This window comes from Streptomyces sp. NRRL B-24484, from assembly GCF_000717715.1.
Taxonomy (GTDB): domain Bacteria; phylum Actinomycetota; class Actinomycetes; order Streptomycetales; family Streptomycetaceae; genus Kitasatospora.
Window position 1 is genome coordinate 54,814 of the sequence record NZ_JOAI01000037.1, and the last position, 24,498, is coordinate 79,311.

Consider the following 24,498-nt stretch of genomic DNA (forward strand, 5'->3'; position numbering starts at 1 on the left):
TTCGGTCGCTCCGCCGCTCACTCCACCGATCACTCCACCGATCACTCCGCCGATCGCTGCGCAGGCCGCTCCGTCCGGGCGTCGCGGGCCCGGGTGGCGGCCCGGTACGCCCGGCGCCGCGCGGGCCCCATCACGGCCCGGCGCTCGTCCTCGCCCATGCCGCCCCACACCCCGTAGGGCTCACGGACGCTCAGGGCGTGGGCGAGGCACTCGGCACGGACGGGACAGTCCCCGCATATCCGCTTCGCCGCCTCCTCCCGCTCGTCGTGGGCCCGGCCCCGCTCTCCCGAGGGATGGAAGAACAGCCGCGCGTCGGACCGGCGGCAGGCGCCCTGCAGCTGCCAGTCCCAGCGCTGGTGGAGCGGACCGGGCAGTCGGGAGATCACGGCCATGCTTCGTTCCTCTCGTTCCGGCCGGCGGCGGCAACGCCCCCGCCGGCACGCCTGGTTTGCGACGCCTTGCCCGAAACCTCCGGCCTACACGTGCGAATGCACGGCCGTGACCGGATCTACAGCGCGACGTCGGGGTGCAGCCGGGCGACCGTCCAGGTGCGGCGGCGCCGGACGGTCAGCGTGGTGGCGGCGAGTGCGGCGGCGGCGAAGGCGGCCAGGACGAGGACGTCGCGGACGAGGTGGGTCGGTTCCCCGCCGGAGATCGTCACCCGCAGGCCGTCGACCAGGTAGGTCATCGGCAGCAGTGGATTGACGGCCTGGAAGAAGCCCGGGGCGGTGGGCATCGGGTACAGGCCGCCGGAGGCGGTGAGCTGGAGGATCAGCAGGACGAGGGAGAGCAGGTCGCCCGGGGCTCCGAGCGCCGTGCGCAGGAGGTGGTCCACCGCGACGAAGGAGCCGGCCGCGAGGAACAGCAGGGCGAGGGTGAGGAGGGGGTGCCGGGGGTGCAGGCCGAGGGCGAGGTCGACGACGGCGTAGAGGACCACGGCTCCGGCGCAGCCGAGCGCGGCGCCGGGGATCCAGCCGGCGAGGGCGACCGTCCGGGCGGGGGTCGGGCCCGCCAGGGCCCGGGAGTTGAGGGGTCGCAGCAGCAGGTAGGCGAAGAGTCCGAAGACCCACAGGGCGATGCCGAAGAAGAAGGGGGCGAGGCCGCGGCCGTACACGCCCGCGGGATGCAGGTTCGTCCGGTCGATGTGCACGGGGGTGCCGAGCACGTCGGCGGCGCGGGCGACGTGGTCGGGGTCGGTGGGCGGGATCGTCCGGAGTGCCTCGTCGGTGGTGGCGGTGAGGGTGCCGGCGGCGTCGTGGGCCTGGCCGGTGGCGGTCTGCAGGGTCTCGGCGGCCTGTTGCAGTGCGCCGAGTCCGTCGGTGGCGGTGTGCGCGCCGTCGGCGATGTCGCGGGTGCCGGTGTCGACCAGGCGCAGCGGCGTCCGGGCGTCCTGGATCTGCTGCCGGAGGCCGGTGACGCCGTCCTGCAGCCCGTGGGCGCGGTCGAGGTTCTGCCGGGCGTCGTCGTCGGCGGCGGCTGAGGCTCCGTCGAGCCGGCCGGCGGTGTCGTCGAGTCGGCGGGCCTCCTGGAGCAGGGTGCGGTAGGCGGGGTCCTCGGCCAGGCCCGGGTGGTGGTCGGCGAGGGCGGAGAGGCGGGCGGCCTGCTCGCCGGTGGCGGCCTTGGTGCGGCCGGTGGTGTCGTGCACGGCGCGGGTGCCGTCGGCGGCGAGTTCGGCGGTGCGGACGAGCGCGGCGGCTGCGGCGGGGAGGTCGGCGGCGGCCTTGCGGTCCAGGAGGTCGGTGGCCCGGTCGAGTTGGGCGACGGCGGCGGAGATGCTGTCGCTGCCCGCGGCGATCCGGTCGGATCCGGTGTGCAGGGCGGCGGTGCCGGCGGTGAGCGCGGCGGCGCCCCGGCCGGCGGTGTCGGTGGCGTCCCGGAGGCGGTGGGCGCCGTCGGAGGCGGTGGCGAGGCGGTCGCGGACGCCGCCGAGTTCGCCGTACAGGGCGCGGACGTAGGCGGCGTGCGCGGCGGAGTCGACCTGTGCCTGGAGGCGGGACTGGACGACTTCGGTCATGATGCCCGCGATGTAGTTGTTCGCGTCGTCGAGCTCGATGGTGATGCCGGCCCGCTCCGGCCGGTCGGTGCCGCCGGTGGCGAGCCGTGCGCTGAAGTCGCGGGGGACGTGCAGGACGAAGGCGTAGCGTCCGGACCTCAGGCCGGCGTGCGCCTCGTCGGCGCCGACGAGGCGCCAGCCGAAGTCGCCGGAGGCCTTGAGCTGCTGGACGAGTTGGGCGCCGGCGTCGACCGGTTCCCCGGTGACGCTGTGCGCGGGGCGGTCCTCGTCGACGACGGCCACCGGGATGCGCGAGGTCCTGCCGTACGGGTCCCAGTTCGCCCACAGGTACATGGCGCCGTACAGCAGCGGGATCAGGCAGAGCAGCAGGGGCACGAAGCGGCGCAGCGGTCCGCGGAAGCGGCGCAGTTCGAGGGCGGCCAGGCGCAGGGCCGTCAGCCGTGGCGCCCTCAGCCGTGCTGCGGTCCGGCGCGGCGCGGTCGGGCGGCGTGCGGTCATGCGGCCTCGCCTCCGGCGGCCTCGGGCAGGTAGTGGGCGCGGGGCAGGGGCAGGGCCGGTGCGAGGTGCGGGCCGGACGGTGGGGGCGCGGTGTCGGCGGCGAGCACGGTGCAGCCGGTGCCGGCGACCCGGCGCAGGGCCTGCCGGATGCGGTCGTGGTCGGTGGGCGGGCAGTCCCGGGTGAGGTCGTCGACGACGAGGACGGCGGGGGCCTGGGCCAGCGTCAGGGCGACGGCGAGCAGGACCCGGTCGGCCGGGGGCAGGTCCTCGGTGAGGGCGGCGGGGTCGGGATCGGTGCCGGTCAGGGCGAGGGCTTCGGCCACCTGTGCCCGGGTGGTCCCGGGGTGCAGCCAGGTGCGTTCGGCGATGTGCTCGGCGACGGTGAGGCGGCCCTCCAGGGCGACGGCCGGTTCCGCTCGGGCGACGGCGGCGGCGGCCCGGACGGCGGCGGCGTCCCGTCGGCGGCCGGGCAGGCGGTGCCGCCCCACCTGCACGCCGCCCGCCGTGATACGCATCCGTCCGGCGAGGGCGAGCAGCAGGCTGGTGCGGCCCGAGCCGCCGGGGCCGTGGACGACGAGCAGGCCGCCCGGCGGGACCTCCAGGTCCACGCCCTCGAACACCGGTCCGCGCGGTCCGTGCACCGCGAGGCCGTGTGCGGTCACCGGTAATCCCTGGATCTCCATGGCCGCCTGCTCTCCGCCGCGGCGGCTTCCACTCCCCCGCGGTGGTGAGATGCCGGTCACGCCGCGCCTCGCGGATCGCCCGCCGGGACGGATACCGCCCGCGGCTCGGGGGACACGGGCAGGCATGACGACGCATGTGGGCGGGCGGCTGGCCCGTCGGGTGGTGGGGCCGCTGGTGGTGCAGGCCGGTCTGCTGGTGCTGCTAGGCCTGCTGATCGTCCATCCGCCGTTCGGCCTGTGGGACGCGCGGGAGTCGGCGGTCGACGGCTGGCTGGCCGCGCACCGCGGGGCCGCCGCGACGGCGTGCAGCGCGTGGCTGTCGGCGGCCGCCTTCACCCCCGCGGTGGTGGCGGTCACGGCCCTGGCGGTGCTGGCGCTGCTGGTGGCGGGCCGTCCGGCGCGGTGGCGGGAGGCCGTGTTCCTGGCGGGGGCGGTGGCGGCACAGGCCGTCCTGTTCGTGCTGGCCGCCGCGCTGGTGGGCCGGGACCGGCCGGACGTCCTCCGGCTGGACGGGGCGCTGCCGACCTCCAGCTATCCGTCGGGGCACGTCGGCGCCGCGACCGCGCTGTACGGCGGCCTCGGCGTCCTGGCGCTGCTGCTGGGACGCGGACGGTGGCGGTTCGTGCTCTGCGCGGCGCTCTGGCTGCTTCCGCCGCTGGTGGCGGCGAGCCGGCTGTACCGGGGGATGCACCACCCGAGCGACGTGGTCGCGGGGCTGTTGAACGGCGCTGCCGCACTGTGGGTGATGCACCGTGCGGTGCTCGACCGCCCCTCCCCCGTGCGGGCTCCCGCCCCGGGCCGGCCGCTGCGGCCGGTGGACCGCCCGGCGGACCGGGCCGTCGTGCTGGTGAACCCGGTGGTCGCCACCGCCGGGGCGGTGGCCGAGGTGCGCGCCGTCCTGGCGGCCCACGGCATCGCGGTGTCCGCCACGGCCGAGACGGGCGCCGAGGACGCGGGACGGTCGGCGGCCGAACGTGCGGTCGCGGACGGCGCCACCCTGCTGGTGGCGTGCGGCGGCGACGGCACCGTGACAGCCTGCGCCGCGGCCCTCGCCGGGACGGACGCGGACCTCGCCGTCGTCCCCTGCGGCACCGGCAACCTGCTCGCCCGCAACCTCGGCCTGCCGTCGGCACCCGGCCCGGCCCTGGCGGCGGCACTGGACGGCGTGCCGCGCCGCCTCGACCTCGCCGAGGCCTCCGGTGACGGCATGGCGCCCGCCGTGGTCGTGGCGATGGCCGGCATGGGCCTGGACGCGGCCGTGATGGCCGGCACCGGCAGGCGGCTCAAGCAGCGCCTCGGCTGGCCGGCCTACGCGATCGGCGCGGCCCGCCACCTGGGCGACCGCCCCGTCCGCCTGACGGTCCGTCTCGACGGCGCGGAACCCTTCGAACGCCGGGTCCGGATGGCCGTGATCGGCAACGTCGGAGCCCTCCAGGGCGGCATGCGGCTGCTCCCGGACGCGGAGCCGGACGACGGCGTCCTGGACCTCGTGCTGCTCCACCCGCGCGGGCCGGCCGGCTGGCTCGCCGTGCTGGCGGCCCTGCTGACCGGCCGTGGCCGGGGCCGCACGGACCGCGGACCGGACGGCCCCTTCGAGCACTTCCGGGCCCGCAGCATCGAACTCCTCGCCGACCGGGCCTGCCCGCGCGAACTGGACGGAGATCCCGTGCCGGAGGGCCGCAGCCTGCGGCTGGCCGTCCGTCCCGGCGCGATCACCGTCCGGGCCCCGGCACCACGGCCGGCACCCGCCGGCCCGGAAGTCGGCACGGAACCCGGCACGGAAGTGGGCCCGGAAGGAGCGGCAGCCTGATGGGAACCGCCACCCGGGTGCGCGGCGGCGGTGGACCGCTCGCCGCCGACGAAGCGGTCGCCGCCCTGCGCGACCACGGCAGTTGGTCCCTGTTCCGCGACGCGTTCCTGCGGTTCCGGTACGCCGACGGCTTCAGCCATGCCCGCGCCCTGGCCTTCCAGACGGTGCTGGCGCTGGTGCCGTTCGCCATCGCCGTCGTCGGGCTGTCGTCCGTGACGCACACGGGACGGCTGGGCGAGCTGATCGAGGCCTGCCTGCAGCGCCTCGTCTCCGGGGCGAGTACGGACCTCGTCCGCGAGGTCCTCGAACGCAGCCGTCGGCGGGCCGGTGACGGCGGCGCGGTCGCGCTCTGGTCCGGGGTGCTGTTCTCACTGGTCAACCTGGTGACCGGGCTCTGCCAGATCGAGCGCGGCGCGAACCGGATCTACGGCATCGAACGCGACCGGCCGTTCCACCGCAAGTACGGCCGGGGCATCGTGATGGCGGCGACCGCGGGTCTGCCGCTCGGGCTCGGGTTCGTCGTGCTGGTGGCGGGCCGTCAGGTGGGTGCCGCCGTCGCCGAGGTGTACGGCCTCGGTCCGGGGGCGACCGCGGTGTGGGCCGTGCTGCGCTGGCCCGCGGGCGTGGTGCTGGCCGTGGTCGCGGCCAGCGCGATCTTCCGCCGCGCGCCGCGCCGACGCCAGCCCGGGTACAGCTGGCTGGCCTTCGGCGCCGCCTTCTACCTGGTGCTGTGGGTGGTCTCGACCTGGCTGCTGGGCGCGTTCCTGCGACTCAGCGGCTCCTTCGACGCCGTGTACGGGCCGCTCAGCGCGGTCTTCTCGCTCCTCGTGTGGTCGTACCTGACGGCGATCGCCCTCTTCCTCGGCATCGCCTTCGCGGCGCAGCTGGAGGCGGACCGGGCGGGCCGGACCGCCCCCGTGGAGCCGGACCCGGCCGGGAGACCGGCCGAGAAGGGAGCTCTCTCGTGACCCGCGGAGATCGACGTCCACGGTGGCCCGCGCGGGCCGCCCTGCGGACGGCGGACCTGCACCTCGGCGAGCGGCTGGCCGCGGCCACCGCCGCCTTCGTGGTCGCCTCCGTACCGGCCGGGGTGCTGATCGCGCTCATCGAGGCCGAGTGGCGGCCGCTGCGGGAGTTCGACTCCGGTGCGGCCGAGCGGCTGCACACCGTCGTGCTGCAGCACCCGGGGCTGTTGCAGGTCCTGGACGTGCTCAGCAACGGGGTGTGGGACCCGGTGACGATGCGGCTGGCCGTCGCGGCGGCCGTGCTCTGGCTGCTGTGGCGCAGGGCCTGGCGCCTCGCGGCGTGGTCGGCCGCCACCGAGGCCGCCGCGGCGGCGGTCGGGCTGGCGACGAAGACCGCGGTCGCCCGGGTGCGGCCGCACCTGGACGCCCCGGTGGCGCACGCGCCGGGCTTCTCCTTCCCGTCGGGGCACACCCTGACGGCGACCGTGTCCTGCGGGATCCTGCTGCTGGTGACGGCACCGCTGGTACCGCGGCGGCTGCGGCCCGCCGTCTGGGGAGCGGCCGCGGTGTCGGTGTTCGGGGTGGGGTTCACCCGGGTCGCCCTGGGCGTGCACTGGGCGAGCGACGTGATCGGCGGCTGGCTCATCGGTGCCGCACTGGTCGGGGCGACGGCCTGGGCCTTCGGCGCCTGGCGGCGCGAGCTCGGCCTGGGCGTGCCGGCGGCCGTCGACGGCCTGGAGCCGGAGCTGGCCGCCCCGCGCAGCGATGCGCCGACGCATTCACGGACCGGGCACTGAGCGGCGGTGCCCGGTCCGTGAACGGTGGCCCGGCTACGTACGGGCGGACGGGCGGGGCGGGACCGGCCGGTGGCGGGGCGCTGGGCAGGGCGGGTGGCAGCAGCCACGCCCGCCGGGCCGCCCCCGGAACGCCCGAGGCCGCCCCGCGCAGCAATGCGCCGACAGGTTCACGGACCGGGCACTGAGCGGCGGTGCCCGGTCCGTGAACGCCACGCCCGTCGGGCTGCCCCGGAGCGCCCGACGAGCGAGCCCGTATCAGGGGAGGCCTGTGTCAGTGCTTCCTGCGTGACAGGGCCAGGTAGGCCGCGGTTCCGAGCATGGCTCCGCCGAGCGCGGCCAGGACGGGCGCGCCGTACCGGGCCGTCTGGAGGACGAGCTCGCGGGCCGAGGTCTCCGGGTGCCGTCCGACGGCCGCGCCGGCCGTGTCGGCGAGGCCGGCGGCGAGCTCGCTCGCGTGGGAGGTGCCGGCGCGCAGGCGGTGCGCGGCGTCCCCGGCCCGGGCCTCGACGGCGTGGCGGGCCCGGTGACCGGTGCGGCCGGCCCGGTCCTTGAGTCGGCTGCCGCTGCGGCCGATCCGCCGCCTGGCGCGCTCGGCGGCCTGGCCGGCGCTCTCCTTCGCCTGGTCGGCGGCGCCGCGCACCCGGGCGCCGACGTCGGCCTTGGCGGCCAGTTCGCCGACGGTGCCGGCGAGCCGGTCGCGGGTGTCGGCGATCTGCGCCGTCAGTTCGGCCACGCCCGGGGCGGCCTCGTCCGTGCTGTGCCTGTGGCTCATCGGTGTGCACGCTCCTTGATCACGTCGGTGTCGGTCCTGGTGGTCTCGACCGCCCGCTCGGGCACGGGCGAACCCGCCTTCCGCGGCTCTCCCCGCCCGGCCAGTGCGAGCAGGCCGGCGGTGGCGGTCAGCAGGCCGCCCATCACCAGGGCGGCGCCCCACAGCGGTATCACCAGCGCCAGCGCGGCGATGGCGGCCGCCACGAAGGCCTGCAGGCCGATGACGGCGAGCAGGCCGGCGCCGCCGAAGAGGCCGCCGCCGCGCCCGGCCCGTCGGCCCTTCGCGGTGAGTTCCGTCCTGGCCAGCTGCCATTCCTGGCGCACCAGCTGCGAGGCCAGTTCGGCGGCCTCGTGGACCAGCTCGTCGACCGGCCGCGGACGGCCGTCGGTGCGGAATCCTCCGCTCCGGTCCGGCCGTCCCGTGGTGGCGGGCCCGCTGCCGTTCACACTCGCCTTCACGTCACCGCTTCCCTTCCTCCGGTTCTGCGGTCTCCCCCTGGTGCGACTGACCGGAAGGAGGCGACGCAAACCCCTGCACTCCACACCCGGACGCTTCGTTCTGCGTCCTTCGCGGTGCCCGGGGGTTCGCTGGCCCGGCTGCGGCGGGCGGTCCGGGAGCGCGAGAGTCGGGGGCGACACATGATCGACACGCCCGCCCCAGGGGGATACAGCACCGTGCACCCGCGCGGGGGGGGGGGCCCGCCCCCGGGGGGCGCCCGCCGTTCTCAAAGGCGGCCGGGCCGGGGATGTCCGTGCAGGTGGAGGTCCTGGTCGCGGAGGCCGAGCGGCAGATCCGCGACGGGCTGTGGGAGCTGGCGCCGGGCGACGCGGCGCTGGCCCTCAAGACCGCGTCGGGTCTGGTGGAGGCCGTGGGCAGGGGCGGCGAGCCGCCGGTGCTCCCGGGCATCGAACGGCTGGAGTGCCTGCGCGAGGCGCTGGCCGTGCTCGCGATCGGCATCGCCCGGACGCACGGCCGGCTGGCCTGGTTCCTCGCCGGGGCCAGCACCGCGCTCGCGCCGGTCCTGCACTGGCGGGTCCTGCCCGCCGAGCACGGGCAGTCCTTCGGCACAGTCGTTCCCGCACCGGAGGAACTCGCCGACGCCGAGAACGCGATCCGCCGCCTGCACGCGGTGCTCGGCGGCATCGGCACCCGCGTGGCGGAGGCGCCGCCCGAGGACGCCGAACCCGGCCCGGTCGGGTGAGCTGCCCCTCGGGGCCGGCCGGTGGGCAGGGGCCCGTGGGGGGTCCCTGCCCACCGACCGGCCCCGGGGGTCAGCGGTCCTTGAACTCCTCGATGGCCGTCCGGACGGCCCGCTGCATGGCCTCGCTGCCGGCGTGCCCCGAGTCCTCGACGATGTGCAGCCGCGCGTCCGGCCACGCCTTCGCCAGCTCCCACGCCGTCTGCACCGGGCACCCCATGTCGTGCCGTCCGTGGACGAGGACGGCCGGGATCCCGGCCAGGAGGTGGGCGTCGCGGAGCAGCTGGTCCTCGTCCAGCCAGGCGCCGTTGCTGAAGTAGTGGGCGCAGATCCGTACGAACGCGATCTGCGCGTCGACCTCGCGGTCGCTGTACATGCCGGGTACGCCGTTGGGCTCGTTCGAGACGACGGCGTCCTCCCAGGCGAGCCAGTCGGCGGCGGCCTTCGCCCGGACGCTCCGGTCCGGGTGCTCCATCAGCCGGGCGTAGGCGGCGAGCAGGTCGCCGTTCCGCTGGTCGGCGGGGACGCCGTCGCGGAAGCGGTCCCACGCCTCGGGGTGGAACCGGCCGGCGCCCCGGTAGAGCCAGTCGATCTCGGTGCGGCGGGTCGTCATGACCGCCGGGACGACCATCTCGGTGACCCGCTCGGGGTGTTGCTGCGCGTAGGCCAGCACGAGGGTGGCGCCCCAGGAGCCACCGTTCAGCAACCACCGTTCGATGCCGAGGTGTTCGCGCAGCCGCTCGATGTCGTCGATCAGGTGCCGGGTGGTGTTGAGCCGCATGTCGGCCGCGGGGTCGCTCGCGTGCGGCGTGCTGCGGCCGCAGTTGCGCTGGTCGAAGCGGACGAGGCGGTAGCGCTCCGGGTCCCAGGCGCGGGTGGGCCTGCGCGGTGCGCCCGATCCCGGGCCGCCGTGCACGTTCAGCGCGGGTTTGCCCTCGGGGTTGCCGAGCTGTTCGTAGTAGATGCGGTTGCCGTCCCCGGTGTCGAGGAACCCGCTGTCGTAAGGGCCGGTCGGAGGGTAGAAGTCAACCACGACCGTTCATCCTAGGCCGTGGCTGACGGCAGGTCAGGGGGTTTTCGCCCGCGCCCCGCGCGTTCCCCGGGGGCCGCACCGGGCGGCCGGGTTCCGCTCCTCGCCGTGCGAGGGGGCGGCGGCCGGCTGCGGGTCCGGCCCGGGCCCGGTGCCGCGGTCTCCGGCGTGCGTGCTCCCCCACTCGACGGGGCGGTCGTTGCACGGAGGGTGTCCGCGGTGTGCACGGCCCCGCACGGGGGGCGGCCGTGGCACCGGGCGGTGTTGTTGACGGTTCGACGGTTCCGTCCGGTGTCACCCGGCGGAGCAGAGGTCGTCGTTCGGACAGAACATCGTCCAGACCGGGTTGTAACCGGGCTGCACGGTCAGGCTGGCCGGGTCGGGGCCCGAGTTGACGTTCGACCCGGGGTCGGCCGTTGCGGTGAAGGTGACCCTGGTGCCGACGGGGAAGGAGGCGTAGCAGGTGCCGGTCGGGGCTTCCTGCCCGACGCCGTTCCACGGGTCGGCAGCGGCCTGGTGGCAGTTGATGCCGGCGGGCTGGCTGGTGACGGTGCCACCGCCCCAGCCGTCGCTGACCCAGGCGGACACCTGGGCCTGCGGGGCGGGGGTCGTGGCTCCGGCGGCGAGCGGGGTGGCGGTGCCCAGCGCGGCAGCGGTCACCAGCGCGGTGGTGATCACGGTCGCACGCCGGGCGGCGCGGGCCCCGAACGGGTGCAGGGCTGATCGGACGGTCATGACGGGCGCCTCTCGCGGACGGTACGGACGGCCCGCGGATCGTGACGGTCCGCGGGCGCCGCGGTGGCGCCGTGTTCGGTGTTCATGGGCGGCTTCCTCAGTGCTCGGTTCGCACCCCCACCACTCCAGTGTCCGCGCGAAACGGCGTGCGCAACACCCCTTTCGGCGCGCCGACTTCCCGTTGCCGTACGACCACTGAGCATGACCGCCACTCAGCACCGGGCAGGAGCGAACCCGGTGTCGTGCCCCGCCTGGCAGGTGCGGGCACCGGAGCATCACCGGGCCCGAGTTGCGGGGCCCGGGCCTCGCCGGAATGCCGGTCGGAATGCGGCTGCCCCGCACGCGGACCGTGGCCGTCGGCACGCAGGGTGACCCGGCGCGCGTCCCCGTGACCTGCCGGTCGGTCGGTCGGTCGACGGCGGCACGCGCCCGCGGGGTGACCTCCTGTCAACACTCCGTGCCCGGAGTCGGCTCACAGCCGGGTCAGCAGCGCGAAGCCCGCGGCGGCCGCGGTCAGGCCGGCCGGCAGACTGCCGAGGGTGTTGACCCCGGCCTCGGCGAGGGAGCCGTCCTCCAGCAGGCGGACGGTCTCGTAGGTGGGGGTGGAGAAGGTGGTGAGCGCCCCGCAGACGCCGGTGCCGAGGAGCAGCATCGCGCCGTCGGGCAGTCCGTGGGCGTGCGTGGCACCGGCGAGGGCACCGAGGACGGACGTGCCGGACACGTTGATCAGGAAGGTCCCCCAAGGGAAGACGGTGTCGCGGCGGGCCTGGACGGCCCGGTCGGCGAGGTAGCGCAGCGGCGCGCCGATCATGCCGCCGAGGAAGACGACGAGCACGGCCATCAGGCGGTCCCCCGGGTGTCGGTGCGGTGGGTGGCGATCTCGACGGGGTCGAGGGTGACGCGGCCCTGGACGAGGATCCGTTCGGCCTCGGGGAGGAAGGGCCGGATGCGGGGTTCCTCGCCGACGATCACGACGGCGACGGGCAGGTCCTCGGCGAGGTCGAGCAGGCGGGTGGTGTGGATGTGCGAGGTGCCGCCGAAGCCCTCGATGCCGCGGAAGGCGCTCGCACCGGCGAGGGGTGCCCGGGGCGGGCGGGACGGCACCGGCCGGTGGACTGCCGGGAGCACCGGGCGGGGTGTGCGGGTGGCGCGGCATGCGTCTCCTACCTGGAATGCGCCCGCGCGTGCCGCGGGCGTCAGGTAGGGACCGTTGGCGACCGGCCTGCGGTCGCGGTTGCGGCGAGCCCCTCCGCCGTCCGACGACACCAGCCCACCGGCCCGGTCCCGGCCGTCCCGGCGGGGGTCACCCGGGGGCCGGTGGCCCGCCGCGGGACGGCGGACTCAGCGGCTGCGGGTGCGGTACTGCGGGTCGCCGAAGTCGGCGTGGAGGCCGCGGCCGGTCAGGTCCCACACCCACAGGCCGGCGAAGGCTCCGGTGAAACCGAGGGCGCGGATGCCGCCGGGGTCGTGTTCCTCGGCGTGCTCGTCCGAGAGGACGGTGGCGTCCAGCGGGGGGCCGAAGGACCGCCAGCCGTCGCCGAAGTCGCGGCGGAAGCGCAGGGCGGGGCCGTCGAGGTCGAGGCCTAGGCCCACCGGGGCGCCGGCGGGGACGGGTTCCTCTCCCGTCTCGTCGAGGGTGGTCACGCCGCGGTCGCAGGCGGCCCGGCGCAGCACGGTGCGGCCGGTGTCGTCGGCGGTCAGGTGCAGGAAGTACCAGTTGCGGGTGTTGTAGTAGGCGGTGATCCCGGCCAGGTGCTGGAAGCCGGTGGGTGCGAAGTCGACGGAGGTCTCGAAGGAGCAGTGCCGGGCGGTGACGCGCCGGGCGGCCAGGGAGGCTCCGGTGAGGCTCTGCGGGGAGCGGCCGCCGCGCAGCCGGAGCCGGCCGGGGCGTGCGGTCGAGGAGATCCAGTCGGGGGTGGCGGGGCGGCGCAGGGTGGACCAGTCCGGCCCGGGCAGGGGCGCTGCGGCGTGGCCGGGAGGCGGGGTCCCGCCGCTGCGGGGCAGGCGGGCGGGAGGGGCCGGGACGGAGGTCTCGGGGAGGCCGCCGGGGGTGCGCGGCCAGCCGTCGCCGGTCCAGTGGACGGGGGCGAGGGCGGTCTCCCGGCCGAGGATGCACGGGCCGCGGCGTCCCTCGGGCCGGGCGACGAGGTAGGCGAGGTGGGTGGCGCCGTCGGGGGTGTCGACGAGGCTGCCGTGTCCGGCCTTCTGCAGGGGCAGGTCGGGGTGGTCGCGGGCGGTGATCAGCGGGCCGGCCGGGTCGGGCTCGTAGGGTCCGGCGAGGCTCCGGGAGCGGGCGGCGGTGACCTGGTGGCCGTATCCGGTGCCGCCGTCCGCGGTGATCAGGTAGTACCACTGCCCGCGGCGGTGCAGGGTGGGGCCCTCGACCCAGCCGGCCCGCGGCGGGAGCAGCAGGCGGACGGGTTCGCCGACGAGTCGGCGCCGGGCCCGGTCGTAGCGGGTGGCCTCCAGTCCGGCGCTGCCGCCGTGGCCCGGCCGCCAGTCGTGGACGAGGTTGACCAGCCAGCTGCCGTCGGTGTCGTGGAACAGGGTGGCGTCGAAGCCGCGGGCGTGCAGCAGCACCGGGTCGGACCACGGGCCGTCGACCGAGGCGGCGGTGACCACGTAGGTGGGGCAGTCGGTGAAGCCGCCGCTGTAGGTGGAGACGTTGCTGTAGACGAGGTGGAACAGGCCGTCGGCGTGGGTGAGGTGGGGGGCCCAGACGCCGCCCGAGTCCGGGCAGCCGGTGAGGTCCAGCAGGCGCGGGCCGTCCAGGGCACCGCCGAGCGGACGCCAGTGGACGAGGTCCCGTGAATGGTGCAGCCGCACGCCGGGGTACCACTCGAAGGTGGAGGTGGCGAGGTAGTAGTCCTCGCCGACGCGCAGGATCGACGGGTCCGGATGCGAACCGGGCAGCACTGGATTGACCATCACGCCCGCTGCCCGCTCCGGGCCGTCCCCGTCCACCCGTGCCCCTCCCGCGCCGGCAGGCCGCCGGCACCGGCGGGCGGGAGGAAGGCTAGTGTCGAACACGTTCGCGGGCAACGCCGTCGTACCGCCCCGGCTCCCCCGGCCGCCGACGGACCGTCAGGACCGCCGTCAGCGGGGGTGTCAGAGCCGGACGGGTGCGGGTACGGCCGGTGCGGACGGGCGGCCGCGGTCCCGTCCGGGCCGCCTCACCGCTACGCTGCGGTCGGCAGGCTCCCCGTCAGAACGGACCCGTCCCATGGACCTCGTCTTCGCCGGCCACGTCATCGAATGGCGCGGGCCCTCGCCGTACTACTTCGTCCCGGTACCGGACGAGCAGTCCGCCGACATCCAGGAGGTCGCGACCCGGGCCAGCTACGGCTGGGGCGTCATCCCCGTCGAGGCCCGGATCGGCGACGTCGCCTTCACCACCTCGCTCTTCCCGAAGGACGGCGCCTACCTCCTCCCGCTCAAGACCGCCGTACGCACCCCGCACGCCCTCTCTCCGGGCGACGAGGTGACCGTCGAGATGACGGTCCGACTCACCCCCCGCCCGGCCCGCACCTGACCCCACCGCCCGCGGGTGCGCCGACGGGCGGGCGGGATCCGGGGCGCGTTCGGGTCGGGACGTCCTGGCGGGTGCCGGGACGTCAGCCGGTGAAGGGGAAGCTCGGGAGGCGCCAGCAGGCGAGTTCCGGGGGTACTCCCGGCTGTGACGGGGCGGGTGTTCCCATGCCGATGACGTAGAGCCAGGTCAGGGCTGCGGCGGTGAGGACCATGACGGGCAGCAGGTACCGGCGGCTGCGCGGCAGCGGGGAGAGCACCGCGCCGAGCACCAGCAGCGTGACGAAGAGGACCGCCCACACGGAGCGGGTGGCCGCACCGAGTCGGGGATCGGGTTCGTGGTCCTGGGTCAGGCACCAGTGCCAGGCGTCCACCACCTGCGAGGTGCCGTAGAGGACGCCGCCGGTGGCGAGGACGAACGCCGCGAGGACCCACAGCGCCACCCATGCACAGCCGCCGGCCCTCCGGCGGTCCTTGGTCAGCTCCACGCCACCCCCCTTGATCGTCCCCTGCCTCCGGACGCCTGCTGCCCGCGTGCGGTTCCGCGACGCCCCCGTGCGGGCCGCTGCCGGCACAGGGGCGTGCGTCCGTCCGCCGGATCAGCCCGTGCTGCCCCAGGTGTGCGCCACGTCGATCACCAGGCGGTTGTCGAGCTGGAAGACGCGGTACGGCAGCCGCGCCCGGACCCCGAGCCCGATCTGGGTCTCGCCCGCGTGCGTCCCGCCGCCCCGGGCCTCCACGAAGGTGGGGTAGCCGGTGAAGTCCAGGCCGGGCAGCTTCTCCCCCGTGCGCAGCGGGTAGGTCGGGTTCCAGCCAGCGTCGGTGGTGTGCGCGCCGATGACGATGTTCAGGACCTTGCCTCCCGCGACGGGGATCCGGCGGTCGTCGGTGGTGGTGCCGATCGGCGAGTCCCGGTAGTCGATCCAGTACGCCACCGGGGTGGCGGGCGACGAGCCGGGCACGTCCACGACCATGCGGTCGAAGCAGGGTTGCGTCCCCGTCCTGATGCCCGTCATGGACCGGTAGTCGTCCGTCCTGGCCGCACCCTTCCTGTCGAGGCTGCCCCAGCCGGACTCGCACGCCGCGGCGGTGGCCGCCGTCCCGGTCACGGCTGCGGCCGGTGTCACCGCCGCACCGAGCCCCACGAGCACGAGTGCCACCGGCAGTGCCGTCCAACGTCGCATGTGATTCCCCCGTTCGATGTGTTGATCGTTCACCCGTGTAAACGCCCCGTCGCCGCCGGAGGTCTCACGGCGCGGGCGGATCCTCCGCGCGACGCTCCGGGCGGTGAGGGGTCCGGCCGTGTGACCGGCCGATTCCGGGGCAGCCGGTCGGACGGGGAACGCGCCGCGGCGGGACCGGCCCGTGCGGCGCCCCCGACCACGAAGGAGGCACGATGAGCGACATCGTCATCTGGGACTTCCGCACCACGTCCGGCCACGTCGCCGGGAGCGACCTGGTCGGCTTCCACGTCGAGGCCACCGACGGGCCGATCGGCAAGGTCGACCGGCTGTCCGAGGAGACCGGCTCCCAGTACCTGGTGGTGGACACCGGACCGTGGATCTTCGGCAAGCACGTCCTGCTCCCCGCGGGCACCGTCGTGCGCGTCGAGCAGGAGGAGAAGAAGGTCTACCTCGACCGCACCAAGGACGAGATCAAGAACAGCCCCGAGTACGACCCCGACCGGCACGGGCCCGCCGACGAGGACTACCGGGAGGCGTACTCCTCCTACTACGGCACCTACTACGGCGGCCCGGTCTGATCGGCCCTCCGGAGCACCGGGCCGCCGCCACCCGCCGAGGTGGCGGCGGCCCGGCGTCCGTCCGGCGGGCGGCGGAGGGCCACCGGCATCAGGTGCCGGTCACGCCGTCGAGCTCGCGGAGTTCGTCGGCGGCCTCGTCGGGCCGCGGGTTGTTCAGCCGGCCGAGCGAGTCCCCGGCCGCCGAGAGCGTCCGCCGCGCCTCCTCGTGGCGGTCCAGCCGCCGCAGCACCAGGCCGCGCCGACTCGCTCCACGCCTCCGTCCGGGCCGCCTCGAAGTGCGCCAGGGCGTGCCGCAGCGGTTCCTCCGCCTCGCTCCACCGCTCCAGCGCGGCGAGGTCGTTGCCGATCTGCTGCCGGGCGACGGCGAGGTGCAGCCCCACCAGGTCCACCGGCTGCCCGGACCGGCCGGTCCGGCAGATCGCCTCGCTGCGCCGGTGGATCTCCAGCGCCTCCGCGGCCCGCCCGGCCTTCACCCGGATCACCGCCCTCTACCACCCGTGAGTGCCGCCCCTCACCGGCGGGCCGGTGAGGGGCGGCACTCACGGCGGGTCAGCCCTTGGGGCTCGGGGCGGAGGTGTCGACGGCCCCCAGCACGGTGTCGAGGTTGGCGAGCCCCGACTTCACGGTGGAGATGCTCGCGGTGACGGCGGCGGGCACGTCGCCGCTCGCGTGCACGGCGTCCCTGCACGCGTCCGCGCCCTGGCTCAGCTGGCCGAGGGCCGCCGTCCACGCGTACTGGGTCTTCTCGTCCGGCACGGGGGTGTAGGCCTCCGCGTTCTTGACGTCGTGGCCCAGGACGAGGCAGCGGGTGCTCAGGTCGGTGAGGCCGAACTGGCTGTAGCCGGACGCGTCCATCGCCTTGACGGCGTCGATGACCCGGGTCGCGTCGGACACCATGGACGAGATCTTGTCCTTGCCGCCCGCCGTGTACCAGGCGGTGGTGGTCCGCCCGGCACCGTCGGCCGAGGACGAAGGGTCGCTGCTGCAGGCCGTGAGCAGGGCGACGGCGAGGACGGCGGTCAGTGGTACGGCGCGAAGGCGCATGGAATCCCCCCATGGTCGAAGAGTGACAACACTGCCAGGTCCGCACCGCCGGAGGAAAGTTGACGATCTTCCCGGGCCCCGGCGCACCGGTGGCACACCGCGTCCGCAGCCCGGGTCACACGCCCGCGGCCGTCAGCGGTGGTTGACGATGACGGAGATGCCCCAGCCGATCGCGGCGAGGACGACGGCGAAGCACAGCACGGCGACGGCGTAGTTCAGCGGGCCGGCCGAGGTGCGGCGTCCGGCGGCGGGAGCGCCCGCCCGGGCGGGCGGGTTGAGGGCGCGCACGCCGATGGCGAACAGGGCGGGCAGACCCGCGCCGGCGAGCAGCCCCACCACCATGATCTTCCACAGGGCTTCCAGGTTGACCCAGGAGTTCACGACGCCACCTCGTCCCTCGGGGTCGTCGGGACGACCGAACCCGTCCACGCGGCATTGACGTTCTCCGGTGTCACGGCCGGACGGCGGGACGCGACGAAGAAGGCGATCGAGGCGGCCGCCAGCACGAGGAAGATCACCACCACTCCGGCGGTGCCGCCGATCCCCTCCGCGGCCCAGTAGGCCAGGGCGCCGACCACGGCCGAGGCCGGCAGGGTGATCAGCCAGGCGGCCACCATCCGGTGCGCCACGTGCCAGCGCACCACCGCCCCCTTCTTGCCCACCCCCGTGCCGAGGATCGAGCCGGTGGCCACGTGGGTGGTCGAGAGCGAGTAGCCGAAGTCGGTGGAGGAGAGGATGACCGCGGCGGAGGCCGACTCGGCCGTCATCCCCTGCGGTGACTCGATCTCGACCAGGCCCTTGCCGAGCGCCCTGATCACCCGCCAGCCGCCGATGTAGGTCCCGAGCGCGATCGCCACCGCGCAGGTGCCGATCACCCAGGTCGGGGCGCTCGCTCCGGCGTGCAGCGAGCCGTTGGCGATCAGGGCCAGGGTGATGACGCCCATGGTCTTCTGCGCGTCGTTGGTGCCGTGGGCGAGCGACACCATGCAGGCGGAACCGACCTGGCCGATCCTGAAGCCGTGTCTTCGCGGGCGTTCCGCCACGCCGCGGGTGAAGCGGTAGACGAGGAAGGTGCCGAGCGCGGCGACCGAGCCGGCGATGAACGGTGACAGGGCGGCGGGCACGATCACCTTGGCGACCAGCCCCTGCCACTTGACGGCGCCGGTGCCCGCCGCCGCGATGGTCGCCCCGACCACACCGCCGATCAGTGCGTGCGAGGAACTGGACGGGATCCCGAGGTACCAGGTGGTCAGGTTCCACAGGATGCCGCCGGTCAGCCCCGCCATGACCACGGTCAGGGTCACGTCCTGCTCGTCCACCAGACCGCTCGCGATGGTCGCGGCGACCGCGGTCGAGAGGAAGGCGCCGACCAGGTTCAGCACCGCCGAAACGGCGACCGCCACCCGCGGAGGGAGGGCCCCGGTGACGATCGAGGTCGCCATCGCGTTGCCCGTGTCGTGGAATCCGTTGGTGAAGTCGAAGCCCAGCGCGGTCACCACCACCAGCGCCAGGACCACATCATTGCCGGTCACGTGTACGAACCTAACCGCCCGCACCGCAAGCACCGGACTGCGACACTCCACGGGCGCGTTCCCCGGCCGCCTCCGGTCGTACCCGCACGGCCCGCCGTACCCGGCGCGGCCGGTGACGGGCGGCAGTCCGTGCCCGGCCACGCCCCGGCGCACCCGCCCCGACCACGGCGTCCTGACGTGCACGGACGAGTCCGAGGAGCCTCCCCGTACCGGATCGGCGCCCCCGTGAACGACTCGCACGGAGGCCGGCCGCGCACGGGAACGCTTCCTACCCTTGACGAGAGATCAGGACCTCGTCGATGGCCGACCTCAGAAAGGTGCGTGCCAGGTCGGCCCGGCGGGCGGCCCACTCCGGCGGGGTGGGGGCGGGGGTTCCGTAGCGGCGCTGCCTGATGTCGTGCACCACCTCCGCGGGAGCGCCGAGATCGGCCAGGACGTCGAGCGCCTCGGACTTGGTGATCAGACGTCCGGTGTCGAGCGTCGTCGCCGCCCGGGCCAGGGTGAGCAGCCCGAGGTCGACCCAGATGTCGCGGTGCCACCGCTCGGGGTGGTCGAGGGCGGGACGCCAGTAGGCCCGCAGGTCCGCGGCGACGGAGTCCGCGAGCTGCCGGTCGGTGACCGGGGGTACGAGGCCGGCCGGCGGGGGCCCGTGCAGGACCGTGCCGAACCGCCGCAGTTCACAGCGGGTCACGGCGGTGACCGGGCGCCGCATCAGCTCTTCGTGGGCCCAGGTGAGGTGCGGCCGGGCGAGGTCGTCCCACTCGTCGGCGGCGACGTAGCTGCAGTGCAGCCTGGACGCGAGCGGGGTCTCGGCCGCCAGCACCTCGTGGACCCGGACGAGCCGCTCCTCCTCGACCGGCGTGCAGCGGTGCTCCAGCACGGCGATCAGGTCGAGGTCGCTGCGGCCCTGCCGGTAGTCGCCTCCGGCCAGCGAGCCGTGGGCCCACACCGCCAGCAGCGACGGCACCGGCCGCAGCAGGCCGACGAAGCGGTCGAGGAGCTGACGGGTCGCGGCATCTGCCATGGAGGCATCCTCCCCCACCGGAGGCGGCCGGGCGGGGAAACGGGGCGAGGTCTCTCACACACGCCCGCTCTCCATTTCATGCAAGTTATTTTCCCTCTCTTGTGTAATTTTTGCGCACTGCTTGTTACGGTGACCTCAGGAACCGGTCACCGCCATGGCCGGTGGAACTGGCGCCAGCCGTGACACTCGCCTCCGCCTCCCGCACGCATGCGCCCACCCGGGCGGCGTGCGGCACCGATGTGACCTCGCTCGTGCCCCCGCCGCCGCCGGTGTGGCTGGTGAGCATCCCCACCACCGCCACCGACGGCCGCAAGGGCGTGCAGCTGTTCGCCGTCCCGGCCTCGTCCGTCCACGACGCGCTCACGCTGGCGACCCGCCGCGCCACCACGGCCGACGCCGCGGCCCGCAGGCGCGGAGCCGCGCTCGACCCCGACCGGGCCACCACCGCCCTCCCGGCGGGCCGGTTCTGAGGCTCCTGGGATTCGCGCACCCCCGCACCGGTCATCCGTCCCGGTGCCGGGAGGGCGGGTGCGACGGGCGCCGCTTCTCCGCGGGGGCCGGTTCGCGGTCCTCGCCGCGCCCGCTCAGCGTGTCGGCGATGGACCCCACCACACCGGCGACGGCGCCCTTGGCCTTCTTGTGGGCGACGCCCTCCACGGCCTTGCCGGTCGCACCGCCGATCATGTCGGTGAGCTTGGCGGGGGCGTTGCGTCCGGACTCAAGGTCGAGCCGGTTGCAGGCCTCGGCGAACCGCAGGTAGGTGTCGACGCTGGCCACCACCACCCGCACGTCGATCGTCAGGATCTCCAGCCCGAGCAGGGACACCCGCACGAACACGTCGATGACCAGTCCGCGGTCCAGGATCAGCTCGACGACGTCGTAGAGCGTGCCCGAGGCTGCGCCTCCGGCCCGGGCGGCGCTCCCGCCACCGCTCGGCGGCACCACGGTCATGTCGTCTCCCTTCCACCGTTCCCAGTCCCGGCCTGCGGGCAGCGGAGCCGATCGGCCGGCCGGGGTCGGCCCGGACCGGACCGGGGCGCGAGGTCCGGGCGGTGGCGGTCGGCCACCGCGCGGAGCGGTGAAGGACGCGTGGTGGTTCCCGGTCGGGTCGACGGCTCTCCGGTCCGTGCGTCTGCCCGGGCCGGTGCCGTCTACGCACCGACGGTCGCGCGGTACGGGGAGGGATGCGGGCGAGGGATCGGCCGCCTGCCCGTCACGCTCTCGCGTCGGCCGGTGCTTCCCGTTCGTCCGGTGCGTCCGGTGCGTCCGGGTCCGGCGGCGGGTCGGGAAGGGGCGGCAGCGGTTTCACCGGGGGCCGGCCCGGGCGGGGCGGCTCGGGCGGGCGCGGCGACGTGTCGGGAGCGGGCGGTACGGGGATGCTCATGACGGTCCTCTCCTCGATGCGGGGGCGGTCCGGCTCACGGCCCGCAGCAGCACGGGGGCGCACCACCGCGGACCGTGTCCCGTGTCGCCCCGTGCCCTTCTCACCCGGTCCCACCGGAGCAAACCCGCCAACACCGGTGACCACGGACCCGGCCGGACGGGGCATCGATCGCGGCAGGCTGGGCACGAGCCCCGAGCGGGCCCGGGCAGAGGGTCCGCCGCCGGGGACCGCTGCCCAGTGCCACCCGTACGCCGGCGGCCCCGGTGCGACCGTTCCGTCGGCGGAGGCGAACTCCCATGGCCTGGATCCTGTTCCTGGTGCTCGTCGCGATCGTGCTCGGCCTCATCGGCGTGGCCGCGAAGGGCCTGCTCTACCTCCTCTTCATCGGCATCCTCGTCCTGCTGGTCGCCGTCGCACTCGGTGGCGCACGGTTCCGGCAGGGCGGCCGCCCGCCCACCCGCTAGCACCGTGGACCTCCACGTACGCGCGGCGCTTACCGCCCGGCGGAGCGGGCAGACGTCCCTCGTCGCGCGGTCGGTCGCGGCAGCGCACCGGACCCGGTGGAACGGAGGACCACATGATCCAGCTGGCTGACATCCGTGAGTGGCGCCAGCACGACGTCGTCGACCAGGACGCCAAGAAGATCGGTGTGCTGGAGTCCGTCTACGTCGACACGGCAACGGACGAGGCGTCCTTCGCCACCGTCACCGTCGGCCTGCCGACGCGCCACCGGCTCGTCTTCGTCCCGTTGGACGGCGCCACCGCGGGGCCGGGCTACCTCAGGGTCGCGTACCCCAAGGGCCTCGTGAAGGACGCGCCGTCCATCGACACCGACGGCGTCCTGACGGCCGAACAGGAGCCCGCCGTCTTCGCCCACTACCGGCTCGACTACCAGCCAGGGGCCGGCGGCGAACGCCGCCTCGCGCGGCGGTGAGGCGGCGCAGCTGTGGTGCCCGGCCCGATGAGGTCGGGGTCACGGTGCGCCGAGGCGGCGGCCGAGCTCCTCCAGGTAGTCGTCGCCGTAGGCGGCCGCGACGTCGGCCAGGTCGATCATCGGGGGGAGGTCGGCGGTCGGCTGCCGTTCGGTGAGGAAGGCGGCGGTCTCCTCGACGATCCGCTCCTCGTCGGCGCGGACCAGGCGCAGCTGCTCGACGGTCGCCTCGGTGGCCCGGAAGCGGGAGAGGACCACGTCGTCGTCCGAGGGGAAGCGTACGAGGTACTCGTGATCACCCAGCGGTTCGACCTGGATGTCCGCGCTCATGGGCCTGGTCCTCTCTCGACTGCTGCCGGATCGGGTCGTTCTCGTCCCAGTGTGGTCGCAGAGGTGGCGCACCCCGCCGATGGACGCCACCGGCGTGTCCCGCCCGCCCGCCGGACGCGGCGTCGCCGGGCCCGCCGCCCGTCCGGGCCGCCCGGGACGTCGACGACTCCCCCGTCACGCCGGGGCTGCGCCGACCTCGGTGAGCACCGTCCGGATCACGTGCCGGGCGTTGTGCGCCATCGCCGGGTTCGTCCGCCGGTAGTAGGGCAGCGCGACCAGTGCCTGGGAGAGCGTCCGACCGCGGCCCCGGACCCAGGTCGCGTCGTCCACGTCCAGCGCGGCACGGAAGGCCTCCCTGCCCTCGGCCGGCAGGAGGTTCCACGCCGGGAACAGGTCGCACGCCGGATCGCCGACCCCCAGGCACCCGAAGTCGATCACCGAGGTCAGCCTGCCGTCGGCCACCAGCAGGTTGCCCGGCATGAGATCGGCGTGCAGCCACACCGGCGGGCCGTCCCAGGCGGGGGCCCGCAGCGTCTCCTCCCAGACCGCGGCGGCGGCGTCGCAGTCGACGCCCTCCTGCGGGATCCGGCGCAGCTGCTCGATCGCCGCCCGGGTGTCCGCGTCGAGCGAGGCGACCGGACCGCCGCGGTGGGCCTGCGGCGCGGCCGGCGCGGCCGGCAGGGTGAGCTGCCGCATCGCCGCCACGAATCCGGCCAGGTCCTCGGCCAGCAGGACGGGCCGGGTCAGCGCCCCCACGTCGGGGTTCTCCCCCGCGAGCCAGCGGTACACCGACCACGGCCACGGATACCCCTCGGCCGGCCGCCCTGCGCCGAGCACCTCGGGGACGGACGCGGGCAGGTGGGGCGCGAGCCGGGGCAGCCACGTGCGTTCGAGCGACACGTCGTCGGCCCCGCCCGCCACCAGAGGGAGCCGCACGACCAGGTCCGTACCCAGCCGGAACATGGCGTTGACCGTGCCGCCGGACGGCACCCGCTCCACCGCCGGCCCGGCCCACTGCGGGAACTGCCCGGCGACCAATCGCCGTACGAGGTCGGCGTCGACGGGATGCATGCCCGGGTGCATGGACGGCCCTGTGCTCATGACACGCCATCCGACCGCCGGACGCCGCCGACCGTCAACCCGTTTCCCGGCAGCGCAGGCCCTCGCACCTCGACGCCCGCAACCCGGATGACAGGCCGCCGACGGGTGCCCGATAATCAGCACCGTGCCCGCACCCGATGACGCCGAGGCCGTGGTGGCCCGCCTCTGGCAGGAATCCCGCGACGAACGCCCGCCCGCACGGTCGAACGGGACCGAACCGGCGGGTGTCGACCTCGCGGCGCTCGACGTCAGGCTCTCGGGCTGCATCCACACCTGGCTGTACCACCGCCAGTCCTTCGGCGAGCGGCACCTGTACACCGTCGAGGTGCTCCTCCGTGATCTCGAACGGGCCCTCCCCGAGCTCACCGAGGAGGACGGTCCGCACGTCTGGCAGCGACTCCACCGGATGGCCCGACTCGTCGCGGACACCGGCCCGCACTCCACCGCCTGACGGTCGCCGGGCGCCTACGGGCCCCGCCGGGCGCCGCGTCACACCGGAGCGGTGGTCCCGTGCCGCCGGAGGTGCGGTCGCACGGCCGCTGCTGCGCCGGCTGCCACGGCCAGCGGGTCGCGGGCCGGGCGGCCCAGCAGCCGCGTCAGGTCGGGGGCGGTGCCGTCGAGGAAGCCGTGCCGCACGGCGGTGGCGATCGAGGAGAGCATCGGGGGCTGGAAGGGGAGGAGGCCGGGCGTCCCGTCGAGGAGCCTGCGCCGGTACTCGCCCAGGCCGACCGTGCGGTGGGTGACCCCGAGCCGCTCGGCGACCTGCCCCGCGGTGATCGGTGTCCCGACGAGGTCGTGGACGCGGTCGCGGTGCCGCGCCGGATCGGCGGCGACGGCAGCTGCGGCGTCGGCGAGGTCCCGGCGCGCCACGGCGGCCAGCGCGCCGTCGCCGAACGCGGACTCGACGCCGTCCTCCGTCCACGTCAGCAGGGCTCCGAAGAGTTCGGCGTACAGGCCGTTGCGCAGGATCGTCCAGGGCAGTCCGCCCGCCTGCACCAGGCGCTCGCTGGCGCGGTGCGCGAGAGCGAACGCCAGGTGGTCGCCGGCCGTGGTCAGGCTCGTGTAGACGACGTGGCGGACACCGTCGCGGACGGCCGCGTCCAGCACGGCGGCGTGCCGCTCCACCACCCGGTCGTCCTCGGCATAGCCGGCGGACACCAGGACCAGGGTCGACACCTCCCGGAGATCGAGGCTCCCGGGTACGTCGAAGTCGAGGTGCCGCATGCCGTCCGCCGGCGTGCGGCTGCCTCCGGTCGCGGCGGCGCCGCGGCCGTGCAGCGCCCGGAGGATGGCCGAGCCGAGCTGTCCGTTCGCTCCGGTCACGAGGATCATGTGGTTCGCAGCCCTTCGTCGTGGTTCT

At 75.3% G+C, this 24,498-nt stretch carries 31 protein-coding genes; 10 read left to right on the forward strand and 21 right to left on the reverse strand.

Going from position 1 to position 24,498, the window contains the following annotated elements; translation table 11 throughout:
- Positions 1 to 41: 41 nt before the first annotated feature.
- The 3 genes from IE98_RS0128360 to IE98_RS0128370 form a co-directional block, all read right to left on the reverse strand.
- Positions 42 to 392: a WhiB family transcriptional regulator gene (locus IE98_RS0128360; RefSeq protein ID WP_030273776.1), complete on the reverse strand. Its 351-nt coding sequence runs from the start codon at positions 390 to 392 to the stop codon at positions 42 to 44.
- Between the two features lie 116 nt (positions 393 to 508).
- The gene (locus IE98_RS52050) at positions 509 to 2,512 is read right to left on the reverse strand and encodes a YhgE/Pip domain-containing protein (RefSeq protein WP_267882368.1); all 2,004 of its coding nucleotides are present in this window, start codon (positions 2,510 to 2,512) and stop codon (positions 509 to 511) included.
- Complete coding sequence (locus IE98_RS0128370) at positions 2,509 to 3,174, reverse strand: ATP-binding cassette domain-containing protein (protein WP_234443707.1); 666 nt, start codon at positions 3,172 to 3,174, stop codon at positions 2,509 to 2,511. Before IE98_RS0128370 ends, IE98_RS52050 begins: the two co-directional genes overlap by 4 nt.
- A gap of 145 nt (positions 3,175 to 3,319) precedes the next feature.
- Between IE98_RS0128370 and IE98_RS0128375 the strand changes: the two genes are divergently transcribed.
- Genes IE98_RS0128375 through IE98_RS0128385 form a run of 3 tightly spaced genes read left to right on the forward strand, consistent with a single transcriptional unit; the run spans position 3,320 to position 6,767 of the window.
- The gene (locus tag IE98_RS0128375) at positions 3,320 to 5,005 is read left to right on the forward strand and encodes a diacylglycerol kinase family protein (protein WP_159401097.1); all 1,686 of its coding nucleotides are present in this window, start codon (positions 3,320 to 3,322) and stop codon (positions 5,003 to 5,005) included.
- Positions 5,005 to 5,973, forward strand: coding sequence for a YihY/virulence factor BrkB family protein (locus IE98_RS0128380; protein WP_052391071.1), 969 nt, complete (start codon positions 5,005 to 5,007; stop codon positions 5,971 to 5,973). The genes IE98_RS0128375 and IE98_RS0128380 overlap by 1 nt, the downstream gene beginning before the upstream one ends.
- Positions 5,970 to 6,767, forward strand: coding sequence for a phosphatase PAP2 family protein (locus tag IE98_RS0128385; RefSeq protein ID WP_052391072.1), 798 nt, complete (start codon positions 5,970 to 5,972; stop codon positions 6,765 to 6,767). The genes IE98_RS0128380 and IE98_RS0128385 overlap by 4 nt, the downstream gene beginning before the upstream one ends.
- Positions 6,768 to 7,038: 271 nt before the next feature.
- Here IE98_RS0128385 and IE98_RS45165 read toward each other — a convergent pair whose 3' ends face one another.
- Both IE98_RS45165 and IE98_RS0128395 read right to left on the reverse strand, forming a co-directional pair.
- Positions 7,039 to 7,539 carry a DUF3618 domain-containing protein gene (locus IE98_RS45165; protein ID WP_052391073.1) on the reverse strand — a complete coding sequence of 167 codons (501 nt, stop codon included), beginning with the start codon at positions 7,537 to 7,539 and terminating at the stop codon, positions 7,039 to 7,041.
- Complete coding sequence (locus IE98_RS0128395; protein ID WP_234443708.1) at positions 7,536 to 7,997, reverse strand: phage holin family protein; 462 nt, start codon at positions 7,995 to 7,997, stop codon at positions 7,536 to 7,538. Before IE98_RS0128395 ends, IE98_RS45165 begins: the two co-directional genes overlap by 4 nt.
- Before the next feature lie 287 nt (positions 7,998 to 8,284).
- Between IE98_RS0128395 and IE98_RS0128400 the strand changes: the two genes are divergently transcribed.
- The gene (locus tag IE98_RS0128400) at positions 8,285 to 8,740 is read left to right on the forward strand and encodes a hypothetical protein (protein ID WP_052391074.1); all 456 of its coding nucleotides are present in this window, start codon (positions 8,285 to 8,287) and stop codon (positions 8,738 to 8,740) included.
- Positions 8,741 to 8,810: 70 nt separating this feature from the next.
- On the opposite strand, the gene pip is transcribed toward IE98_RS0128400, so the two are convergent.
- From pip to IE98_RS0128425, 5 genes are all read right to left on the reverse strand, one after another.
- On the reverse strand, positions 8,811 to 9,770 hold the full coding sequence (gene pip, locus IE98_RS0128405; RefSeq protein ID WP_030273794.1) for a prolyl aminopeptidase: 960 nt from the start codon (positions 9,768 to 9,770) through the stop codon (positions 8,811 to 8,813).
- Between the two features lie 291 nt (positions 9,771 to 10,061).
- A complete protein-coding gene (locus tag IE98_RS0128410; protein ID WP_052391075.1) occupies positions 10,062 to 10,502 on the reverse strand; it encodes a hypothetical protein in 441 nt (146 codons plus the stop codon).
- 472 nt (positions 10,503 to 10,974) lie between these two features.
- Entirely contained in the window at positions 10,975 to 11,343 is a 369-nt protein-coding gene (crcB, locus tag IE98_RS0128415) for a fluoride efflux transporter CrcB (protein ID WP_030273798.1), read from the reverse strand.
- Positions 11,343 to 11,630 carry a DUF190 domain-containing protein gene (locus IE98_RS0128420; protein ID WP_052391076.1) on the reverse strand — a complete coding sequence of 96 codons (288 nt, stop codon included), beginning with the start codon at positions 11,628 to 11,630 and terminating at the stop codon, positions 11,343 to 11,345. The genes crcB and IE98_RS0128420 overlap by 1 nt, the downstream gene beginning before the upstream one ends.
- Positions 11,631 to 11,843: 213 nt before the next feature.
- A complete protein-coding gene (locus IE98_RS0128425; RefSeq protein ID WP_324605808.1) occupies positions 11,844 to 13,466 on the reverse strand; it encodes a family 43 glycosylhydrolase in 1,623 nt (540 codons plus the stop codon).
- A 259-nt stretch (positions 13,467 to 13,725) separates the two neighbouring features.
- Here IE98_RS0128425 and IE98_RS0128430 point away from each other — a divergent pair, with 259 nt between their 5' ends.
- On the forward strand, positions 13,726 to 14,034 hold the full coding sequence (locus IE98_RS0128430) for a DUF1905 domain-containing protein (protein WP_030273804.1): 309 nt from the start codon (positions 13,726 to 13,728) through the stop codon (positions 14,032 to 14,034).
- 82 nt (positions 14,035 to 14,116) lie between these two features.
- Here IE98_RS0128430 and IE98_RS0128435 read toward each other — a convergent pair whose 3' ends face one another.
- Together IE98_RS0128435 and IE98_RS0128440 are read right to left on the reverse strand one after the other, a co-directional pair.
- The gene (locus IE98_RS0128435) at positions 14,117 to 14,518 is read right to left on the reverse strand and encodes a hypothetical protein (RefSeq protein ID WP_030273806.1); all 402 of its coding nucleotides are present in this window, start codon (positions 14,516 to 14,518) and stop codon (positions 14,117 to 14,119) included.
- Between the two features lie 111 nt (positions 14,519 to 14,629).
- Complete coding sequence (locus tag IE98_RS0128440; protein ID WP_030273808.1) at positions 14,630 to 15,214, reverse strand: AMIN-like domain-containing (lipo)protein; 585 nt, start codon at positions 15,212 to 15,214, stop codon at positions 14,630 to 14,632.
- A gap of 212 nt (positions 15,215 to 15,426) precedes the next feature.
- On the opposite strand from IE98_RS0128440, the gene IE98_RS0128445 reads away from it, so the two are divergent.
- Entirely contained in the window at positions 15,427 to 15,792 is a 366-nt protein-coding gene (locus IE98_RS0128445; protein WP_043175323.1) for a PRC-barrel domain-containing protein, read from the forward strand.
- Positions 15,793 to 15,880: 88 nt separating this feature from the next.
- Here IE98_RS0128445 and IE98_RS49480 read toward each other — a convergent pair whose 3' ends face one another.
- The 5 genes from IE98_RS49480 to IE98_RS0128480 all read right to left on the reverse strand — a co-directional run bounded on the left by IE98_RS49480 (position 15,881) and on the right by IE98_RS0128480 (position 19,392).
- A complete protein-coding gene (locus IE98_RS49480) occupies positions 15,881 to 16,021 on the reverse strand; it encodes a hypothetical protein (protein ID WP_159401098.1) in 141 nt (46 codons plus the stop codon).
- 320 nt (positions 16,022 to 16,341) lie between these two features.
- A complete protein-coding gene (locus IE98_RS0128465; RefSeq protein WP_030273812.1) occupies positions 16,342 to 16,836 on the reverse strand; it encodes a hypothetical protein in 495 nt (164 codons plus the stop codon).
- 132 nt (positions 16,837 to 16,968) lie between these two features.
- A complete protein-coding gene (locus tag IE98_RS0128470; RefSeq protein WP_030273814.1) occupies positions 16,969 to 17,217 on the reverse strand; it encodes a hypothetical protein in 249 nt (82 codons plus the stop codon).
- Complete coding sequence (locus IE98_RS0128475; RefSeq protein ID WP_030273816.1) at positions 17,214 to 18,368, reverse strand: inorganic phosphate transporter; 1,155 nt, start codon at positions 18,366 to 18,368, stop codon at positions 17,214 to 17,216. The genes IE98_RS0128470 and IE98_RS0128475 overlap by 4 nt, the downstream gene beginning before the upstream one ends.
- Positions 18,369 to 18,636: 268 nt before the next feature.
- Positions 18,637 to 19,392 carry a nucleotidyltransferase domain-containing protein gene (locus IE98_RS0128480; RefSeq protein ID WP_030273818.1) on the reverse strand — a complete coding sequence of 252 codons (756 nt, stop codon included), beginning with the start codon at positions 19,390 to 19,392 and terminating at the stop codon, positions 18,637 to 18,639.
- 278 nt (positions 19,393 to 19,670) lie between these two features.
- Here IE98_RS0128480 and IE98_RS49485 point away from each other — a divergent pair, with 278 nt between their 5' ends.
- Positions 19,671 to 19,862, forward strand: coding sequence for a hypothetical protein (locus IE98_RS49485; protein WP_159401099.1), 192 nt, complete (start codon positions 19,671 to 19,673; stop codon positions 19,860 to 19,862).
- A gap of 31 nt (positions 19,863 to 19,893) precedes the next feature.
- On the opposite strand, the gene gvpJ is transcribed toward IE98_RS49485, so the two are convergent.
- Entirely contained in the window at positions 19,894 to 20,343 is a 450-nt protein-coding gene (gvpJ, locus tag IE98_RS0128490) for a gas vesicle protein GvpJ (RefSeq protein ID WP_030273822.1), read from the reverse strand.
- Between the two features lie 729 nt (positions 20,344 to 21,072).
- Here gvpJ and IE98_RS50200 point away from each other — a divergent pair.
- On the forward strand, positions 21,073 to 21,240 hold the full coding sequence (locus IE98_RS50200; protein ID WP_199922980.1) for a hypothetical protein: 168 nt from the start codon (positions 21,073 to 21,075) through the stop codon (positions 21,238 to 21,240).
- Between the two features lie 113 nt (positions 21,241 to 21,353).
- Positions 21,354 to 21,710 carry a PRC-barrel domain-containing protein gene (locus IE98_RS0128500; RefSeq protein WP_030273824.1) on the forward strand — a complete coding sequence of 119 codons (357 nt, stop codon included), beginning with the start codon at positions 21,354 to 21,356 and terminating at the stop codon, positions 21,708 to 21,710.
- Between the two features lie 39 nt (positions 21,711 to 21,749).
- On the opposite strand, the gene IE98_RS0128505 is transcribed toward IE98_RS0128500, so the two are convergent.
- Positions 21,750 to 22,037 (reverse strand): hypothetical protein, encoded by a 288-nt coding sequence (locus IE98_RS0128505; RefSeq protein ID WP_030273826.1) that lies wholly within the window; start codon positions 22,035 to 22,037, stop codon positions 21,750 to 21,752.
- Positions 22,038 to 22,211: 174 nt separating this feature from the next.
- Positions 22,212 to 23,120 (reverse strand): aminoglycoside phosphotransferase family protein, encoded by a 909-nt coding sequence (locus IE98_RS0128510; RefSeq protein WP_043175325.1) that lies wholly within the window; start codon positions 23,118 to 23,120, stop codon positions 22,212 to 22,214.
- A 142-nt stretch (positions 23,121 to 23,262) separates the two neighbouring features.
- Here IE98_RS0128510 and IE98_RS0128515 point away from each other — a divergent pair, with 142 nt between their 5' ends.
- Positions 23,263 to 23,589, forward strand: coding sequence for a hypothetical protein (locus IE98_RS0128515; RefSeq protein ID WP_159401100.1), 327 nt, complete (start codon positions 23,263 to 23,265; stop codon positions 23,587 to 23,589).
- Positions 23,590 to 23,627: 38 nt separating this feature from the next.
- Here IE98_RS0128515 and IE98_RS0128520 read toward each other — a convergent pair whose 3' ends face one another.
- On the reverse strand, positions 23,628 to 24,470 hold the full coding sequence (locus tag IE98_RS0128520) for an NAD(P)H-binding protein (protein ID WP_052391078.1): 843 nt from the start codon (positions 24,468 to 24,470) through the stop codon (positions 23,628 to 23,630).
- Positions 24,471 to 24,498: the final 28 nt, after the last annotated feature.

What these genes read in the sequence shown, in the direction of transcription:
- IE98_RS0128360 (WP_030273776.1), bottom strand. Translation starts at nt 392, where the DNA reads ATGGCCGTGATCTCCCGACTGCCCGGTCCGCTCCACCAGCGCTGGGAC.
- IE98_RS52050 (WP_267882368.1), bottom strand. Translation starts at nt 2,512, where the DNA reads ATGACCGCACGCCGCCCGACCGCGCCGCGCCGGACCGCAGCACGGCTG.
- IE98_RS0128375 (WP_159401097.1), top strand. Translation starts at nt 3,320, where the DNA reads ATGACGACGCATGTGGGCGGGCGGCTGGCCCGTCGGGTGGTGGGGCCG.
- IE98_RS0128380 (WP_052391071.1), top strand. Translation starts at nt 5,005, where the DNA reads ATGGGAACCGCCACCCGGGTGCGCGGCGGCGGTGGACCGCTCGCCGCC.
- IE98_RS45165 (WP_052391073.1), bottom strand. Translation starts at nt 7,539, where the DNA reads ATGAGCCACAGGCACAGCACGGACGAGGCCGCCCCGGGCGTGGCCGAA.
- IE98_RS0128400 (WP_052391074.1), top strand. Translation starts at nt 8,285, where the DNA reads ATGTCCGTGCAGGTGGAGGTCCTGGTCGCGGAGGCCGAGCGGCAGATC.
- IE98_RS0128410 (WP_052391075.1), bottom strand. Translation starts at nt 10,502, where the DNA reads ATGACCGTCCGATCAGCCCTGCACCCGTTCGGGGCCCGCGCCGCCCGG.
- crcB (WP_030273798.1), bottom strand. Translation starts at nt 11,343, where the DNA reads ATGGCCGTGCTCGTCGTCTTCCTCGGCGGCATGATCGGCGCGCCGCTG.
- IE98_RS0128430 (WP_030273804.1), top strand. Translation starts at nt 13,726, where the DNA reads ATGGACCTCGTCTTCGCCGGCCACGTCATCGAATGGCGCGGGCCCTCG.
- IE98_RS0128440 (WP_030273808.1), bottom strand. Translation starts at nt 15,214, where the DNA reads ATGCGACGTTGGACGGCACTGCCGGTGGCACTCGTGCTCGTGGGGCTC.
- IE98_RS0128445 (WP_043175323.1), top strand. Translation starts at nt 15,427, where the DNA reads ATGAGCGACATCGTCATCTGGGACTTCCGCACCACGTCCGGCCACGTC.
- IE98_RS0128465 (WP_030273812.1), bottom strand. Translation starts at nt 16,836, where the DNA reads ATGCGCCTTCGCGCCGTACCACTGACCGCCGTCCTCGCCGTCGCCCTG.
- IE98_RS0128480 (WP_030273818.1), bottom strand. Translation starts at nt 19,392, where the DNA reads ATGGCAGATGCCGCGACCCGTCAGCTCCTCGACCGCTTCGTCGGCCTG.
- gvpJ (WP_030273822.1), bottom strand. Translation starts at nt 20,343, where the DNA reads ATGACCGTGGTGCCGCCGAGCGGTGGCGGGAGCGCCGCCCGGGCCGGA.
- IE98_RS50200 (WP_199922980.1), top strand. Translation starts at nt 21,073, where the DNA reads ATGGCCTGGATCCTGTTCCTGGTGCTCGTCGCGATCGTGCTCGGCCTC.
- IE98_RS0128500 (WP_030273824.1), top strand. Translation starts at nt 21,354, where the DNA reads ATGATCCAGCTGGCTGACATCCGTGAGTGGCGCCAGCACGACGTCGTC.
- IE98_RS0128505 (WP_030273826.1), bottom strand. Translation starts at nt 22,037, where the DNA reads ATGAGCGCGGACATCCAGGTCGAACCGCTGGGTGATCACGAGTACCTC.
- IE98_RS0128510 (WP_043175325.1), bottom strand. Translation starts at nt 23,120, where the DNA reads ATGCACCCGGGCATGCATCCCGTCGACGCCGACCTCGTACGGCGATTG.
- IE98_RS0128520 (WP_052391078.1), bottom strand. Translation starts at nt 24,470, where the DNA reads ATGATCCTCGTGACCGGAGCGAACGGACAGCTCGGCTCGGCCATCCTC.